Origin of the sequence: Streptacidiphilus sp. BW17, assembly GCF_041262485.1 — a bacterium.
Classification (GTDB): Bacteria; Actinomycetota; Actinomycetes; order Streptomycetales; family Streptomycetaceae; genus Streptacidiphilus.
The window spans coordinates 430,040-447,106 of the sequence record NZ_JBGCCR010000001.1 but is presented as its reverse complement, the minus strand read 5'-3'; the positions used below and the strand labels follow the sequence as shown (position 1 = coordinate 447,106).

The 17,067-nt window shown below is 70.1% G+C and carries 13 protein-coding genes and 1 pseudogene; 8 read left to right on the top strand and 6 right to left on the bottom strand.

The genetic code is table 11. The annotated features are described in order from the left end of the window. Positions 1-25 precede the first annotated feature (25 nt). Positions 26-2,224 (bottom strand): (Fe-S)-binding protein, encoded by a 2,199-nt coding sequence (locus ABH940_RS01975; RefSeq protein ID WP_370072696.1) that lies wholly within the window; start codon positions 2,222-2,224, stop codon positions 26-28. Between the two features lie 267 nt (positions 2,225-2,491). Here ABH940_RS01975 and dnaK point away from each other — a divergent pair, with 267 nt between their 5' ends. The 6 genes and pseudogenes from dnaK to ABH940_RS01945 all read left to right on the top strand — a co-directional run bounded on the left by dnaK (position 2,492) and on the right by ABH940_RS01945 (position 8,839). Next, positions 2,492-4,342 (top strand): molecular chaperone DnaK, encoded by a 1,851-nt coding sequence (gene dnaK, locus ABH940_RS01970; protein WP_370072695.1) that lies wholly within the window; start codon positions 2,492-2,494, stop codon positions 4,340-4,342. Continuing rightward, entirely contained in the window at positions 4,339-5,028 is a 690-nt protein-coding gene (gene grpE / locus ABH940_RS01965; protein WP_370072694.1) for a nucleotide exchange factor GrpE, read from the top strand. Before dnaK ends, grpE begins: the two co-directional genes overlap by 4 nt. Then, positions 5,022-6,104 (top strand): annotated as a pseudogene (dnaJ, locus tag ABH940_RS01960) (molecular chaperone DnaJ); the annotation flags it as partial. The gene grpE and the pseudogene dnaJ, both read left to right, overlap by 7 nt. A gap of 49 nt (positions 6,105-6,153) precedes the next feature. Continuing rightward, a complete protein-coding gene (locus ABH940_RS01955) occupies positions 6,154-6,645 on the top strand; it encodes a heat shock protein transcriptional repressor HspR (protein WP_370071256.1) in 492 nt (163 codons plus the stop codon). Positions 6,646-7,093: 448 nt separating this feature from the next. Then, a complete protein-coding gene (locus ABH940_RS01950; RefSeq protein ID WP_370071244.1) occupies positions 7,094-8,110 on the top strand; it encodes a LuxR C-terminal-related transcriptional regulator in 1,017 nt (338 codons plus the stop codon). Between the two features lie 201 nt (positions 8,111-8,311). Further along, on the top strand, positions 8,312-8,839 hold the full coding sequence (locus tag ABH940_RS01945; protein WP_370071242.1) for a hypothetical protein: 528 nt from the start codon (positions 8,312-8,314) through the stop codon (positions 8,837-8,839). Positions 8,840-8,841: 2 nt separating this feature from the next. Here the strand turns inward: ABH940_RS01945 and ABH940_RS01940 are convergent, their stop codons facing one another. Then, the gene (locus ABH940_RS01940) at positions 8,842-9,954 is read right to left on the bottom strand and encodes a C4-dicarboxylate ABC transporter (RefSeq protein ID WP_370104025.1); all 1,113 of its coding nucleotides are present in this window, start codon (positions 9,952-9,954) and stop codon (positions 8,842-8,844) included. Between the two features lie 70 nt (positions 9,955-10,024). On the opposite strand from ABH940_RS01940, the gene ABH940_RS01935 reads away from it, so the two are divergent. Beyond that, a complete protein-coding gene (locus ABH940_RS01935; protein WP_370104024.1) occupies positions 10,025-10,990 on the top strand; it encodes a LysR family transcriptional regulator in 966 nt (321 codons plus the stop codon). Here ABH940_RS01935 and ABH940_RS01930 read toward each other — a convergent pair. Both ABH940_RS01930 and ABH940_RS01925 read right to left on the bottom strand, forming a co-directional pair. Next, on the bottom strand, positions 10,978-12,270 hold the full coding sequence (locus ABH940_RS01930) for an MFS transporter (protein WP_370071236.1): 1,293 nt from the start codon (positions 12,268-12,270) through the stop codon (positions 10,978-10,980). The two genes, ABH940_RS01935 and ABH940_RS01930, sit on opposite strands and share 13 nt — an antisense overlap. Positions 12,271-12,427: 157 nt before the next feature. Then, positions 12,428-13,219, bottom strand: coding sequence for a carbon-nitrogen family hydrolase (locus ABH940_RS01925; RefSeq protein WP_370071234.1), 792 nt, complete (start codon positions 13,217-13,219; stop codon positions 12,428-12,430). 129 nt (positions 13,220-13,348) lie between these two features. Between ABH940_RS01925 and ABH940_RS01920 the strand changes: the two genes are divergently transcribed. Further along, positions 13,349-14,176: a maleylpyruvate isomerase family mycothiol-dependent enzyme gene (locus ABH940_RS01920; protein WP_370071231.1), complete on the top strand. Its 828-nt coding sequence runs from the start codon at positions 13,349-13,351 to the stop codon at positions 14,174-14,176. Between the two features lie 212 nt (positions 14,177-14,388). On the opposite strand, the gene ABH940_RS01915 is transcribed toward ABH940_RS01920, so the two are convergent. Then, positions 14,389-15,807: a nitrate/nitrite transporter gene (locus tag ABH940_RS01915; protein ID WP_370104022.1), complete on the bottom strand. Its 1,419-nt coding sequence runs from the start codon at positions 15,805-15,807 to the stop codon at positions 14,389-14,391. Between the two features lie 122 nt (positions 15,808-15,929). Next, on the bottom strand, positions 15,930-17,036 hold the full coding sequence (locus ABH940_RS01910; protein WP_370104020.1) for a hypothetical protein: 1,107 nt from the start codon (positions 17,034-17,036) through the stop codon (positions 15,930-15,932). Between the last annotated feature and the right edge of the window lie 31 nt (positions 17,037-17,067).

Here is a 17,067-nt window from a genome sequence, read left to right as displayed (position 1 = left end):
CGGAGCGGCCCAGGACGAGACCGACTCAGGACGAGACCGGCTCGGGCTCCTCGGCCGGGGCCTGCGGCTCGGCCGGGTCGGCCTTGACCGACTCCAGCAGCAGCTGGGCCACGTCCACGACGCGCAGGTTCTCCTTGGCGGCGCCCTCGTTCTTCTTGCCGTTGACCGAGTCGGAGAGCATCACCAGGCAGAACGGGCAGGCGGTGGACACGATGTCGGGGTTGAGCGACAGCGCCTCGTCCACGCGCTCGGTGTTGATGCGCTTGCCGATCCGCTCCTCCATCCACATCCGCGCGCCACCGGCGCCGCAGCAGAAGCCGCGCTCCTTGTGGCGGTGCATCTCCTGCTGACGCAGACCGGGGACCTTGTCCATGATCTCGCGCGGCGGGCTGTAGACCTTGTTGTGACGGCCCAGGTAGCACGGGTCGTGATAGGTGATCAGACCCTCGACCGGGTTGACCGGCAGCAGCTTGCCCGTATCGATCAGGTGCTGCAGCAGCTGGGTGTGGTGGATGACCTCGAAGTGGCCGCCCAGCTGCGGGTACTCGTTCGCCAGGGTGTTGAAGCAGTGCGGGCAGGTGGCGACGATCCGCTTGGTGGGAGCGTCCTCCAGCGCCGCGTTCAGCGTCTCGACGTTCTGCGCGCCGAGCATCTGGAAGAGGAACTCGTTGCCCAGGCGGCGCGGGGAGTCACCGGTGCAGGTCTCCTCCTTGCCCAGGATCGCGAACTTGACGCCCGCGGTGTGCAGCAGCTCGGCGAAGGCCTTGGTGGTCTTCTTGGCCCGGTCCTCAAGAGCGCCGGCGCAGCCGACCCAGTACAGGTACTCGACCTCGGTGGGCTCGATGTCCTGACCGATGATCGGCACCTCGATGCCGGTCTCCTTCTTGAGCTCCTTGACCCAGTCCAGACGGGCCTTGGTCGCCAGACCCCACGGGTTGCCCTTGTTCTCCAGGTTCTTGAGCATCGTCCCGGCCTCGGTCGGGAAGCTGCTCTCGATCATCACCTGGTAGCGGCGCATGTCGACGATGTGGTCGATGTGCTCGATGTCCACCGGGCACTGCTCGACGCAGGCGCCACACGTGGTGCAGGACCACAGCACGTCCGGGTCGATGACGCCGTTCTCCTCGGCGGTGCCGATCAGCGGGCGCTCGGCCTCGGCGACAGCGGCGGCCGGGACGCCGGACTTGTCCTCACCTGCGAGCAGGTAGGGGGCCTTGGCGTAGGCGTGGTCGCGCAGGCCCATGATCAGCAGCTTGGGCGACAGCGGCTTGCCGGTGTTCCAGGCCGGGCACTGCGACTGGCAGCGACCGCACTCGGTGCAGGTGGAGAAGTCGAGGATGCCCTTCCAGGAGAACTCCTCGACCTGGGAGACACCGAAGACGGCGTCGTCGGCCGGGTCCTCGAAGTCGATCGGCTGGCCGTTGCTGTGCATCGGCAGCAGCGCGCCGAGCGCGACCTCGCCCTTGGCGTTGCGCTTGAACCAGATGTTCGGGAAGCCGAGGAACCGGTGCCAGGCGACACCCATGTCGGTGCGCAGCGAGACCGTGATCATCCAGATGAATGAGACGGCGATCTTGATCGCCGCGACCAGGTAGACCAGGTTCTTCACGGTGTCGAGCGACAGCCCGCGGAAGGCGACCGTCAGCGGGTAGGAGAAGAGGAAGTTGACCTCGTAGTGGTTCACCCCGCGCAGCACGCCCTCAAGACCGCGCAGGGTCATGATGGCGAGGCCGATGATCAGGATCACGGCCTCGATGAAGTAGGCGAAGCCGATGTTCGAGCCGGCGAAGCGCGACTTGCGGCCGGGCTTGTCCGGGCGGCTCAGCTGCCGGATCACGATCAGCACCAGGATGCCGAGTGTGGTCAGCACGCCGATGAGCTCCGTGAAGACCTCGAACGGTGCCCACTTGCCGATGATCGGCAAGGTGAAGTCGGCGTCGAAGACCTGACCGAAGGCGTTCACCAGGGTGAGCACCAGGGTGTAGAAGCCGACGGCGACGAACCAGTGCGCGACACCGACGATGCCCCACTTGTTCATCCGGGTGTGGCCGAGGAACTCCCGGACGACGGTGACCGTCCGGTCCTTCCAGCCGTTGGTGCGCAGGCCGGCGGGCACGTTCTGGCCGAGCCGGACGAAGCCGTAGATCTGGAGGATCGCGCGCACGAAGAGCGCGACGCCGACCACGGCCAGGACCAGCGACACGATGATCGCGGCGATTTGCATGGGGGCTCCTCTAGCACCTACGGAGCTACGGACTCTGCTGCTGGACTGGGGTGTACTCAGCAGTAACTTATCGCAGTTCATGCCGAGCGTAGCGATTCCCGTACCCAAACCACAGCGGAAGCAGAGGTGACATGCGTCATCCGGGGGGCTGCGGCGTCAAGGCGACATAAAGTTGAGCCGATGTCGCTCAGCTCTGTTGACGAAGGCGATCCGATGCGGCACTGTTGAGTCTGTTCAGCTCAACTTCCTCTCTGGGAGGGTTTCACGATGGCTCGTGCGGTCGGAATCGACCTCGGTACGACGAACTCTGTCGTCAGCGTCCTCGAAGGCGGTGAGCCCACCGTCATCACCAACGCCGAGGGCGCCCGGACCACACCGTCCGTCGTCGCCTTCGCGAAGAACGGCGAGGTGCTGGTCGGCGAGGTCGCCAAGCGTCAGGCGGTCACCAACGTGGACCGGACCATCCGGTCCGTGAAGCGCCACATGGGGACCGACTGGAAGATCAACCTCGACGGCAAGGACTTCAACCCGCAGCAGATCTCTGCGTTCATCCTGCAGAAGCTGAAGCGGGACGCGGAGTCCTACCTGGGCGAGAAGGTCGCCGACGCGGTGATCACGGTCCCCGCCTACTTCAACGACTCCGAGCGTCAGGCGACGAAGGAGGCCGGTGAGATCGCGGGCCTCAACGTCCTGCGCATCGTCAACGAGCCGACCGCCGCCGCCCTGGCCTACGGTCTCGACAAGGACGACCAGACCATTCTGGTCTTCGACCTCGGTGGCGGCACCTTCGACGTCTCGCTGCTGGAGATCGGCGACGGCGTCGTCGAGGTGAAGGCCACCAACGGTGACAACCACCTCGGTGGTGACGACTGGGACCAGCGCGTCGTCGACCACCTGGTCAAGCAGTTCCAGAACGGCCACGGCGTCGACCTGTCCAAGGACAAGATGGCGCTGCAGCGTCTGCGCGAGGCGGCCGAGAAGGCCAAGATCGAGCTGTCCTCGGCTGCCGAGACGACGATCAACCTGCCCTACATCACGGCGTCCGCCGAGGGCCCGCTGCACCTGGACGAGAAGCTCACCCGCTCCCAGTTCCAGCAGCTGACCGCGGACCTGCTCGAGCGCTGCAAGAACCCGTTCCACAACGTCATCAAGGACGCCGGCATCCAGCTGTCCGAGATCGACCACGTGGTCATGGTCGGCGGCTCGACCCGTATGCCCGCCGTCGCCGAGCTCGTCCGCGAGCTGACCGGCGGCAAGGAGCCCAACAAGGGCGTCAACCCGGACGAGGTCGTCGCCATCGGCGCGTCCCTCCAGGCCGGTGTCCTCAAGGGCGAGGTCAAGGACGTCCTGCTGCTCGACGTCACCCCGCTGTCCCTCGGCATCGAGACCAAGGGCGGCATCATGACCAAGCTGATCGAGCGCAACACCACGATCCCGACCAAGCGCTCCGAGATCTTCACGACGGCCGAGGACAACCAGCCGTCCGTGCAGATCCAGGTCTACCAGGGCGAGCGCGAGATCGCGGCGTACAACAAGAAGCTCGGCATGTTCGAGCTGACCGGCCTGCCGCCGGCGCCGCGTGGTCTGCCGCAGATCGAGGTCACCTTCGACATCGACGCCAACGGCATCATGCACGTCTCCGCCAAGGACCTCGGTACCGGCAAGGAGCAGCGCATGGCCGTCACCGGCGGCTCGGCGCTGCCGAAGGACGACATCGAGCGGATGATGCGCGAGGCCGAGCAGTTCGCGGAGGAGGACCACCGCCGCCGCGAGTCCGCCGAGACCCGCAACACCGCCGAGCAGCTCGTCTACACGACCGAGAAGTTCGTCAAGGACAACGAGGACAAGGTCCCGGGCGACGTCAAGGACGAGGTCAACGCCGCTGTCGCCGAGCTCAAGGAGAAGCTGAAGGGGGAGGACAGCGCGGCCATCCGCGAGGCCTCCGAGAAGCTCTCCACCGTCTCCCAGAAGCTGGGCCAGGCCCTCTACGCCAACGCCGGTGACGGCGCGGCTGCCACGGACGCCCCCTCGGACGCCCCGCACGCCGCCCAGGCCGAGGACGACGTCGTCGACGCCGAGATCGTCGACGACGAGAAGCGCGAGGGCGGTGCCCAGTGACGACGGAGGAGACGCGGGGCGACGCTGAGGAGCCCGGCGCCGCTTCCGGCAAGGCCGCCAAGGGCCGTGACGCCGCGGGCAGCAAGCCCGCGGACGCCAAGGCCCCGGCGGAGGAGGCCGGGGGCGAGTCCGCCGCCGAGCTGCGCAAGCAGCTGGCGGAGCGCACCGCCGACCTCCAGCGGCTGCAGGCCGAGTACCAGAACTACCGCAAGCGCGTCGAGCGCGACCGGGTGACGGTGCGTGAGATCGCGGTCGCCGCGATCCTGGAGAACCTGCTGCCGGTGCTGGACGACATCGGCCGCGCCCGGGACCACGACGAGCTGGTGGGCGGCTTCAAGTCCGTCGGCGAATCGCTGGAGACGGTCGTGGCCAAGCTCGGCCTGCAGCAGTTCGGCAAGCAGGGTGAGACCTTCGACCCGCAGCTGCACGAGGCGCTGATGCACAGCTACTCGGCAGACGTGGAGGAGACCACCTGCGTGCAGATCCTGCAGCCCGGCTACAAGATCGGCGACCGGATCATCCGTCCGGCGCGGGTCGCGGTGGCCGAGCCGGAGCCGGGCGGCGCGTCGGCCGGCGGCGGCGAGTCCGCCGAGGCCGCCGGGGACTCTGCCGAGGACTCCTCCGACTCGTCGAAGGACGCCAAGGGCAAGGCTGCCAAGGGCAAGAAGAGTGACGCCGACGAGTAGCAGCCCGGGAGTTCCACCCCGACGCCAACAAGGGTGACAAGGCCGCCGAGGAGCGCTTCAAGGAGATCTCCGAGGCCAACGACGTCCTGTCCGACCCGAAGCGCCGCAAGGACTACGACGAGGCGCGCACGCTCTTCGCCAACGGCGGCTTCCGCGGCGGCGCGGGCCAGGGCGGGTTCAACTTCGACCTGGGCGACCTGTTCGGCGGCGCCCCACAGCCCGGTCAGGGCGGCCAGGGCGGGAGCTTCGGCGGCGGGGTCGGCGACCTCTTCGGCGGCCTCTTCGGCCGCGGTCGGGGCACCACCACCCAGCCGAGGCGCGGCGCGGACGTCGAGTCCGAGGTCACGCTGAGCTTCGTCGAGGCGGTCGAGGGCGCCACGGTCCCGATCCGGATGACCAGCCAGTCCCCGTGCAAGGCCTGCGCGGGCACCGGAGCCAAGGCCGGCACCACCCCTCGGGTCTGCCCGACCTGCGTCGGCACCGGCCACATCAGCCGGGGCCAGGGCAGCTTCGCGCTGAGCGAGCCCTGCCGCGACTGCAAGGGCCGCGGCCTGCTGGTCGACGACCCGTGCGAGGTCTGCCACGGCAGCGGTCGCGCGACGTCGGCCCGGACCATGCAGGTGCGGATCCCGGCCGGGGTCGGCGAGGAGCAGCGGATCCGGCTCAAGGGCAAGGGCGCCCAGGGCGAGCGCGGCGGCCCGGCGGGCGACCTGTACGTGACGGTCCACGTCACCCCGCACCCGGTCTTCGGCCGACGCGGCGACAATCTGACGGTGAGCGTGCCGGTCTCCTTCCCTGAGGCGGCGCTGGGTGGCACGATCCGGGTGCCGACCCTCGGCGGTCCGGCGGTCACCATGAAGATCCCGGCGGGCACCGCCAACGGCCGCACCATGCGGGCCCGAGGCAAGGGCGCGGTCCGCAAGGACGGCACCCGCGGCGACCTGCTGGTCACCGTCGAGGTCGCGGTCCCTCCGGAGATGGAGGGCGAGGCCAGGGCGGCACTGGAGAAGTACCGCGAGGCGACGGCCGCGGACGACCCGCGGGCGGCGCTGTTCAAGGCAGCCGAGGAGGCGTGAGATGCCCGGCACCAACGACGGCGGAACCCCCGGCGTGGGAGGCCCCGGCATGGGGGCTCCAGGAAACCCGGTCGGCGGCAACCCGGTCGGCTCCAACCCGGTCGGCGGCGGAGCGGCACGCGGCCCGCGGGTGGCGTACCAACTGACGGAGTACACCCCCGTCTACGTCATCTCGGTCGCGGCGGAGCTGAGCGGTCTGCACCCGCAGACGCTGCGTCAGTACGACCGGCTCGGCCTGGTCTCCCCCGACCGCACGGCCGGACGCGGCCGGCGCTACTCGTCCCGCGACATCGAGCAGCTCCGCGAGGTCCAGCGGCTCTCCCAGGAGGAGGGCATCAACCTCGCGGGTATCAAGCGCATCATCGAGCTGGAGAACCAGGTCGCCGCGCTCCAGGCCCGCGTCGCCGAACTCCAGGGCGCGGCGGAGGCCGCAGCCGCGGCGGTCCACGCGTCGTACCGCCGCGACCTGGTGCCGTACCAGCAGAGCTCGGCGCTCGTCGTCTGGCGTCCCAAGCCCCGCGGCGAGGGGAACACCCGCTGACGCGGACATGTCACGAGAAATGCGTCAACTGAGGGGCCGTGTCCGGGGAGGCACGGCCCCTCAGTTGTCGCTTACCCCGGTCGCCGAGGAGGATCGGCCGGGGAGCTTCTTACTGCTGTGCGACAACGGCGGACGGTTGACTACCGCCCCAAGTCGTGTCAGCGGACGCCGCGCCGGAGCCGATGATCAGTGCCGCGATGGCAACGCTTCCAGCGAGAGCGGCCCTCCAAAACGTACGGTGCGACGCGCGCATGGAGTATTTCCTCTCTCTCGGGGATCGTCCCGACCAGATGGACAAGATCGATCCCATGGATGACCGCCGACCGGAGGGCGGCCATCCACCACAATGGGGTACGCATTTGGCACCAGTCAGTATTCGATAGTGGCAACAAATGACCAGACCTGAAATGGCCACAGGATGAAACGGGATGAAGTGGGCATAGCTTCGATGAGCAGCCCGGAGCTCCCCGACGCTCTGAGCGCGGAGGCAGTCGCGATCTACCGGCGCGCCCTGATGGACGGAGAGTTCGTCTGGGACAACGCCGCCGCGGCGACCGGCCTCGACAAGGATGTCCTGGAGCAGGCGCGCGACGAGCTCGTGGCCCACTTCCTGCTGCAGCCGATCTCCCCCAGCGACCAACGGCTACGGCCGATCAACCCGGAGCTGGCGGCCGCGAAGCTCGCGGAACCCTACGAGGAGGCGATCCGGGCCTACCGGACCGCCGCGGAGGGCACCCGGGAGCAACTGCTGCAGCTCATGCCGGCCTACCTCGGTCGGACCATCTCGGGACCGGTGAGCGGTGGTCTGGAGATCATCTCGGACCCCGCGGAGGTCCAGCTGCTGATCAACAATGCCGCCACCAAGTGCACCCGTGACCTCATGACCGTCCAGCCCGGCGGCAAGCGCAGCACCGCACAGCTCCAGTCCCTGCCCTTCGACCTCAACATCGCGCGACGTGGCGTGCGCTTCCGGATGATCTACCAGCACACCACGAGGACCCAGCTCCACATGCGGTCCTATGTCAGCGCCATGGTGGAGGCCGGGGCGGAGATACGGACCGCCGACCAACTGCCCGACATCCTCTTCATCGTCGACCGCGAGATCGCGTTCATCCCCAAGCGCACCCACGCCGATCAGATGCCGGGCGCGCTCGTCGTCCGCGAGCCGGTGCTGATCTCGTTCCTCTGCACGCTGTTCGAGCAGTTCTGGATCACCTCCAGCCCGTTCCTCGACGAAGGCCCCGGCTACCAGAACGCCTCCGACGACCTGAGGAGGTCACTGCTGGAACTGCTCGCCCAAGGCCTCAAGGACGAGGTGGTGGCCCGACGGCTCGGCATGTCGGTGAGAACCTGCCGACGCCACATCGCCACCCTGCTGCAGGAGCTCGGCGCCGAAAGCCGCTTCGAGGCAGGCGTCCGCGCAGCTCAGCTGGGTCTGTTGAAGCGACGGGACAGCGACGAGTGACGCCTTCTCATGCCAGTGCGCGACAGCTTCATGCCACAGGCCTCTCGTGGACTCTCACACGTTCCTCCCAGCACCATCGAAGCATCCCCCCAAGGGTTGCCGGCGCCGGCACCTGAATCCCTGTCTGACCGGGCGACATTCATCCTGCAACGTACGGGACTTGTCGTTTCGCGGTCAACCTTGTCGATGGAGCCGATCGTGATGACCGAGCTGTCCGACGCCGAGCTCGCGGCCGACGCACGCCGCACCATGCGCGTCTTCCTCGCTGCCCCTTCCCTCCGCCTCACCGGTCCCGCCGACGGTGTCTTCAGCCTGGCGCTTCGCGGCAGAATCTCCTCGGTGCGGGAGGCTCTGCTCGACGCCGGTGTCAGCGTGTTCAGCACGCACCACGACGACGTCTGGGCCACTCGCGGTGTCGGTATAGGCATGCGCGTCCCCTCGGCGTTCCGGGCGATGCAGTCCGCGGACCTCGCCGTCGCGTATGTCGGCTCGCCCCTCTCGGCCGGTGTCGGCATGGAGCTCGGCTGGGCCACCGCGCTTCGCAAGCCCGTCGTGCTGCTGGTCGACAAGGCAGTCGCACACAGCCCGATGATCTCGACGCTCGAGGAGGTGTCCCCCGTGCTGCCGCTCGAGTTCGACACCACCTGGACCGAGGCCCAGCTGCGGCACACCATCATCGCCGCCCTCGACTGGGCCGACACCTCGGTCACCTACCCCGAGGCGTCCTGACCTCAGCCGCGCAGGAACGTCGGCAGCGATCGGGCCGTGCGCACCACCGCCACGGCCCAGGCCGACACCAGCAGCGCGTACAGCGCCACCGCCGCGACCGCGAAGGCGGCGAGACCGGTGCGGGCGTAGAGGCCCGCGGCGCCGGTGACGCAGGTGCCCACCGGGAAGGTGTACGCCCACCAGGTCATGGCGAACGGCATCCCGTTCCGCAGGCCGTGGACCGTCGCCGCGCCCGCGATCGCCAGCCACAGCAGTGCGAAGCCGAACACCGGCACGCCGTAGAGCAGCGCGAAGCCGCCCAGGACGCCGCCGAACTCCGCCGGGCCGTGCGCGGCGAACTGGGTCACCGCCGTGACGGACTGCCCGAGCGGGCCCAGCACCAGGAACAGCGTGGGGATCAACACCGGTGGCAGCGGCCCCTCGTGGGCGAGTCGGGCGAAGAGCGTCGGCAGCAGCATCAGCACCGCCACGAGGCTGATGCCGAACATCGCCACGCACGCGAGCAGCATGGTCGACTGCGCCTGCCCGGACGGCAGATGGGGGATCAGCGCGGGGCCGAGCGTCGCGGAGACCATCGGCGCGACCACTGGCAGCAGCCAGGTCGGCGCGGAGTCCGCGCGGGCCACGTCATAGTGCATGGCCAGCCGGTACAGGACCGTCCCGGCCGCCCAGATCCCGTAGACCGTCCCCAGCGTCCACAGCACCGCGTCCAGCGCCAGTGCCAGGCCGGGTCCGAGCAGGGGCTCGCCCGCGCCCAGCGCACCGAAGCCGACGGCCATCAGCGCCATCGGCGGGCAGCCGAGGAAGACCGCGACGGACGGGTCGTCCAGGGGCCGGACCCGCGCGTGGTGCAGACGGCCCACGAGCCGCGTACCGGCCAGCGCCACCAGGCCCGCGAAGCCCAGCGCCCAGAACGCCTCCGCCCACACCTGCGCCCAGCCCGCGGACCCGACGCCCGGCAGGACGTGCGCGCCGTTGGCGACGATGGCGGTGCCCATCACCGCCGCGTACCAGTTCGGGCCGAAACGGCCGGCCGCTTCGACGACGGGGTGACGGGTGACGGGGTGCTGGGTGAATCGCCTGGTGAGCGGCAGGGCGAGCGCGGTGGGGGTCATGTGTCCACCGTCGTTCCGGCGCGTCGCCGCCGGTAGGGATCATTCTCCGATGGGGACATAAGCTGGTGCTATGAGTTCGACCCCAGGCCCGGCGAACGTCCCGCTCTCCTCGCACGTACCGGAGCTCGGCGCGCTGGAGTTGCTGCTGGCCGTGGTCCGGCTCGGAAGCCTCGGCCGGGCGGCGGCCGAGCTGGGCATCACCCAGCCCGCGGCCTCGGCCCGGATCGCCGCGATGGAGCGGCAGATCGGCGTCACGCTGCTGGAACGCTCCCCGCGCGGCTCCCGGCCCACGGAGGCCGGTGCGCTCGTCGCCGAGTGGGCGGCGCAGGTCGTGGGCGCGGCGCAGGCGCTGGACGCCGGAATCTCCGCACTGCGCGAACGCCGGGACGCACGGCTGAGGGTGTCGGCGAGCCTGACCGTCGCCGAGTACCTGATGCCGGGCTGGCTGCTGGCCCTGCACGCGGCGCTGCCCGGCACGGCCGTGACCCTGCGCGCGGCGAACTCCACCGAGGTGGCCGCGCACATCCTCGACGGGGAGGCGGACCTCGGCTTCGTCGAGGGTGTGCGGATCCCGACGGGCCTGGACGGCGTGGTCGTCGCACGCGACCGCCTGCTGGTGCTCGTCGCCCCCGCACACCGGTGGGCACGACGGCGCAGCCCGCTCTCTCCCGCCGAGGTCGCCGGCACCCGGCTGATCCTGCGCGAGCACGGAAGCGGCACCCGGGAGGTGCTGGACGCGGCCCTCGCCCCCGTCGGCGGACTGGCCGAGCCACTGCTCACGCTCGCGTCGACGACAGCGCTCAAGTCAGCGGCCACCAGCGGTGCGGGGCCCGCCGTGGTCAGCGAACTCGCGGTGGCCGACGATCTGGCCGCAGGCCGGCTCGTCGCCGTGCCCGTGGCCGACCTGGTGCTGGAGCGCCCCCTGCGCGCGGTGTGGCCCAAGGGCGCGAAGCCCAAGGGCCCGGCGCGCGAGCTGCTCTCCCTGATCCGCTCGACGCGCAACCAGCGCAACGCCCGTACGGATCAGCGGGACTGACTCTCCGGAATGTCCCGCCAGCCGCGCAGCGGTGAGGCGAGCAGCCACAGGCCCGTCGCAGCGAGGAAGCCGGTGGCGACCCAGAGCGCGGTGCGAAGCCCCAACCAGGTGCCCACCGTGCCGCCGAGCAGGGCGCCGAGCGGCATCGTGCTCCACATCACCCAGCGGATACCGGCGTTGACGCGGCCGAGGATCTCCCTGGGGATGCTCGACTGCCGGTAGGCCATCTGCGCGGTCTGGTAGACGGCTCCGCCCGCGTTGAAGACGCCCCATCCGAGCGAGTAGAGGATCAGTCCCGCGCCGGGGCCCGCCAGCGGCATCAGCAGCGCGAAGGGGGCACAGACGATCAACGACACCCACATCGCCCGGGCGTTGCCCAGCCGGGCGGTCAGCGGCTTGGCCAGCAGACTGCCGACGAACCCGCCCAGCACGCCGGTCCCGATCACCACACCCACGAGCGGGCCCGAGGTGTGCAGTGCGCGGACGAGGTAGACCACCTCCAGGCTGCCCACGGCGACGATGCCCAGGTTCGCCGTCGCGGTGCAGCAGGTGATCGCCCGCAGCACCGGGTTACGCCAGGCGAAGCGCAGGCCCTCGGTCATCGCCACGCGGAAGCTGACGGGCGCGGTCCGGGTCCGGTCCGGCTCGGGCCGGGGGTCCGGCGAGCGCATCAGCAGCAGTGTGACAGCGGCGACCACGTACGAGACACCGTCCACGGCGACGGCCCGCGCGGCCGTCACCACTCCGGCCAGCAGCGCACCGAGCGCCGGGCCTGCCGCGTCGGAGGCGGTCTCGGTGGCGTTCAGCTTGCCGTTGCCGTCGACGAGTTGCTCGCGGGTCAGCACGTTGGGCAGGTAGCTGGCATCGGCGATGCTGAAGAAGACGGTGATGCTGCCCACCACGGCGGTGACGGCGTAGAGCTGCCACAGCTGGACGTGCCCGGCGAACGCGACGGCGGGCACCGAGCCCACGACCAGCGCGCTGAGGACCTGGCACCAGAGCATCAACCGCCGTTTGCGCAGCCGGTCCACCACGACCCCCGCCGGCAGGGCGAAGACCGCTGCGGGCAGTCTGCGGGCCAGGCTCAGCATGGCCACCTGGAACGTCGTCGCTCCGAGACTCTGAACAGCCAGCAGCGGGATGAGCAGCGTGGACACGGCCGAACCGAGATCGCTGGCCGCACCGCCGCCCCAGAGCAGCATGAAATCACGATGGCGCCACAGCGAAGAGCGCGCCTGTGAGGGGAGAGGCGTCTCGAGGGACGCTGTTTTGTCAGGCACTCATCACATCTACCGCATAGTTGGTCGCAGGCCAACCAGAATCCGGTGAGAGCGTGGATCATCATGGCGACCTCGGTGAGTCACCGTTCAATCTGCCACCACTGCCATCAGTGGCATCACTGAACCCACTGGCATCTTCCTGCCACTTGGTGGCCGGTCACCACTTCTGACGGTCCCGCAGGACCGGGAACTCCTCGCGGGTGCGGGCGACGACCGACGGGTCCAGGTCGACCGTCAGCACCTCCTCCGCGCTGCCGGACTCGCCGCCGTTGGCCTCCGCCAGGACCGCACCCCACGGGTCGACCACGACGCTGCGGCCCGCCTGCGGGACGCCCCCGTGGGTGCCCGCGGTGTTGCAGGCGAGGACGAGGGCCTGCTCCTCCACCGCGCGGGCGCGGGCCAGCAGCGACCAGTGCTCGGCGCGCCGGGCCGGCCAGGCCGCCGGGACGACGAACAGCTCCGCGCCACGGTCCAGCATCGCCCGGAACAGCTCCGGGAACCGCAGGTCGTAGCAGGTCGCCAGGCCCATCCGACCGAACGGCGTGTCGACGACGCAGACCTCCTGCCCGGCCGCCATCAGCGCCGCCTCACCGCTGTCGAAGCCGAAGCGGTGGATCTTGCGGTAGACGGCGTGCAGCTCGCCGTCCGGCGCGAAGAGCAGCGAGGTGTTGAACAGCGGCCCGTCCGGGTCGCGTTCGACGATCGAGCCGGCGTGCAGCCAGACGCCCGCGCCCCTCGCGGCGGCGGACATCGCCTCCGCGGTCGGCCCGTCCAGCCGCTCCGCGCCCGGTGCCCACGCGTCGTAGGCGAATCCGCCCAGGTTCCAGAGCTCCGGCAGCACCACCAGGTCCGCCCCGTGCTGGGCCCGCACCAGCGCGCTCACGCGCGTCCTGCGGTCGTCCACGGACTCCGCTTCGTTGACATCGATCTGGACAAGAGAAGCGCGCACCGTACCACCCACTCCGTCAGGGGCCCTACGATCAAGACCGATCAACACCGGAAAGCGCTGACCTGGGGACAGCAGGCAGCGTAACGTGCCGATAGCGCAATTGGCTGCACCGCTCAAGGGGTCGTGAACGTGACCGACAAGCAGACGGTTCAGGCGTACGCCGATGCCTGGACCCAGTCCATCGAGGCCATATCCGAGCTGGTCGCCCCGCTCAGTGAGGGAGAGTGGAACCGCCCCACCGAGTGCCCGGGCTGGTCCGTCCGCGATGTGGTCTCCCACGTCATAGGCATGGAGCTGGAGCTGCTGGGCGACCCCCGACCGATCCACACCCTGCCCCGCGACCTGCGGCACGTGGTCGACGAGTTCACCCGCTACTGCGAGGTGCCGGTCGACAAGCGGCGCTGCCACACCGCTCCGGAGATGACCGCGGAGCTCGAGTACACGATCATCCGCAGGTCCCGCGCGCTGCGGCAGCCACGCCACGAGCCGACGGACGAGGTCCGCTGGCCGATGGGCCCGTACACCCGGGACGTTCCCTACCACCAGCTGCTCCGCACCCGCGTCTTCGACGTCTGGACCCACGAGCAGGACATCCGCAGGGCGCTCCGCGCTCCCGGCGGCCTGGACAGCGCGGCGGCGGGCATCACCCGTGACTACCTGGTCGAGCTGCTGCCGCGCGCCGTCGCGAAGCTGGCGGGCGCTCCCGCGGGCTGCACGGTCGTCTTCGACGTCCACGGCGCGCAGGAGTTCATGACCACCGTCCGGGTCGACGAGGGGGGCCGCGGCAGTGTCGACGCCACCGTCCCGCTGGCGCCTGCGGCGCGGTTCAGCATGGACTGGGAGACGTACGCCCGCCTCGCGTGCGGTCGGATCGCCCGATCGTCGGCGGACGTGAAGTCCGAGGGCGACGAGGCGCTGGCGCGTCGCATCCTGGACAACTTCTCGGTCACACCCTGAGGGCAGAGCTTTCTGCGCAAGGGACGTTGCAAACGTCCGGGGGCGCGGGGCTCTGCTGACTAGCGGCCCTGCCGCGTGGGCGCGACAAGCCACCCGTGTGGTGAGTCGCCGAACGGGCAGGGCCATCCCCACTGGGTGGTTCCTCGCGCCCACGCGGCGGAGCCGCATATCAGCAGAGCCCCGCGCCCCCAGATAGTGCAATGCCCCTGCGACTACCGCCCGCGCGCCAGCTCGCGTTCGCGGGCCAGCGCCCGACCGCGCAGGCGCAGGATCTGGAACAGCCCCAGCGCCATCGGGATGTACAGCATCGCGAAGGCCTGTCGGAACGCCGCGGGCGTGTAGTCCGCGCCGCCGTGCGGGGTCGCGAGGTCGAGGACGAAGCCGATCAGGAACAGCGCGATGACCGCGGCGATGAAGCCGCCCATGTTGACGATGCCGGAGGCCGTCCCCACCCGCTCCGGCGGGTTCACCGGGCGGGCGTAGTCGAGGCCGATCAGGGACGCGGGGCCGTTGCTGCCCATCACCACGACCAGGACCAGCAGCAGCCACAGCGGCACGTGCGCGCCGCCGCCCGGCCACAGCAGCACCGCCGCCCAGACCGCGCCGGTGCCCAGCACCACCGCGAAGACCGTCGGCGTCCGCAGGCCCGGCCGGCGCGACATCAGCTGGCCGAAGAGGACCGCGAAGCCCATCCCGCTGAGGATCACCAGGCTGAGCATCCCGCCCGCCTCCGCGCGGGACATGCCCTGACCGTCCATCAGAAAGGGCATCCCCCACAGCAGCAGGAAGCTCGACGCCGGGAACGCCGTGGTGAAGTGCACCCACATGCCCAGCCGGGTGCCCGGCTCGCGCCAGCTCACCCGGATCTGCTCCAGCAGCGAGAAACCCGCCGGACGCGGGGTGACCGCTGCTTCGGTCGCGCGTGCGCGGCGCGCGAACAGCGGCTCGCGCGGCGCACTGTCCGGCGTCTCCCGCAGTGCGAGGACGACCACGGCCAGCACGACCACGCCGAACAGCGCGGTGGTGGCGAAGGTCGGCGTCCAACCCGCACTGTGCAGGACCTGGGAGAGCACCAGCGTGCTGACCAGGTTGCCGACCGTGCCGACCAGGCCGGTCAGCTGGGCGATGAAGGGGTTGCGGAAGGCCGGGAACCAGCGCGCGCCGATGCGCAGGACGCTGACGAAGGTCATCGCGTCGCCGCAGCCCAGGACACCGCGGGCGAGCAGCGCCGGGGTGAACGAGGTGGCCAGCGCGAAGCCCAGCTGCCCGGCCGTGAGCAGCACCAGGCCCGCGCTGAGGATGCGGCGCGGGCCGAAACGGTCGACCAGCAGGCCGACCGGGATCTGCATGCCCGCATAGATCAGGATCTGCAGAATGGAGAAGGTCGACAGCGCCGACGCGTTGATCCCGAACCGCGCCGCCGCGTCCAGCCCGGCGACGCCGAGGCTGGTCCGGTGGACCACGGCCAGGACGTAGACGGTGACGCCGATGCCCCACGCGGTCCACGCGCCCCGCCCGCCGGGCGGCTCCCGCCGGAGCCCGATCGCCGCGTCGGCGCCATCGGCGGTGGTCGCGGCAGTTGCGGTGGTGGCAGCGGTACCGGACGCGGCGGCAGGCTCGGCAGCAGACATGATGCTGACAGCTTAAAGGTAGGACCTTTGGGCCTGTTCCTGCCGTCTGGAAAGTGAGACGTACCCCTCAGCCGCAGTCAGCCGGGAGTCACCCGGGGTCAGCCAGGCATCAGCCGGTGGCGTCAGTGCGTCTGCGCGTAGCTGAAGAGCGAGAAGATCCGGCTGTCGAAGATCGGGCTGTAGCTGGTCCAGCTGTTGGGCCCGCCCTCCTCGTAGCCGCCGGTGAGGCCGATCAGGTTGCCCGTCGTCCCGTTGAAGTAGGTGACCCACGGACCGCCGGAGGTGCCACCGTAGAAACCGGTGCAGTACAGCACCATCTGCCGGTAGCCGGCGAGCTTGCCGGTCCGGTAGTTCGGGCTGCAGCGGATCGCCTCGTCCGTCGGGTCCGAGGAGATGTCCGGGTAGCCGAGGGCGGTGATGTAGAGGTAGTAGCTCGACGTGTAGGCGAGGTGGTAGCCGCCGGTCACGTTCTGGATCAGCTGGCCCGAGGCGTTCGGCGCGACCTGGGCGAAGGCGTAGTCGTAGTCACTCGCGTCGGACTCGCCGCTGCTGTAGTGGGCGTCCTTGAAGACCTTGGTGACCGCCCAGATCCCGTACGGCTGGCTGAGCGCACCGTGCTGGTACATGGGCACGTAGGCCATCCAGCTGCCGGGGTTGCAGTGGGCGGCCATCAGGATCATGTTGCGCCCGGCACTGTTGACCACGCTGGCGGTGCAGTAGTGGGTGGTGAGGTTGCTCGACGCGTAGACGATGATGCCCGTCTCCGGCGTCCCGCCGAAGTGGTACGAGTGCGCGATCGTGGCCGAGGTCACCGTGTTGGACGCGGTCGTGGCCGCGTGGGAGACGGTCGTGGACGCGGCCTGGACACCGGAACCGCCGACCTTGGCCGGGGCCGCCTCGTCCGGAATCGCCGCAGCGATGCGCGCCGGAGTCCAGAACTTCGCCGCGGCGGCGGAGTTCCACGTGGTGGCGGCCACCGTGGCGACGCGCGGGGCGACGGACATACTGCCCGAACCGGGCGCACCGGGCGTCGCGGCCCCACCGGACGGAGCCGAGGAGGCAGCAGCCGCAGCGGACGAACCGGTGCTCGAACTCGCCGCCGGTGTCGGCCCGTTGGCGCTCGCGCCGAACGCGGTCGGCGCGACGAACGCACCGGCCACACCCAGCGTGACAAGACCCGCAAGAGCGGCCTTGATCGCCACGCTCCGACCGCGCTTACGCTCGCCCACCCGATATCTCCCCACCCCAGTGCCTACCTGC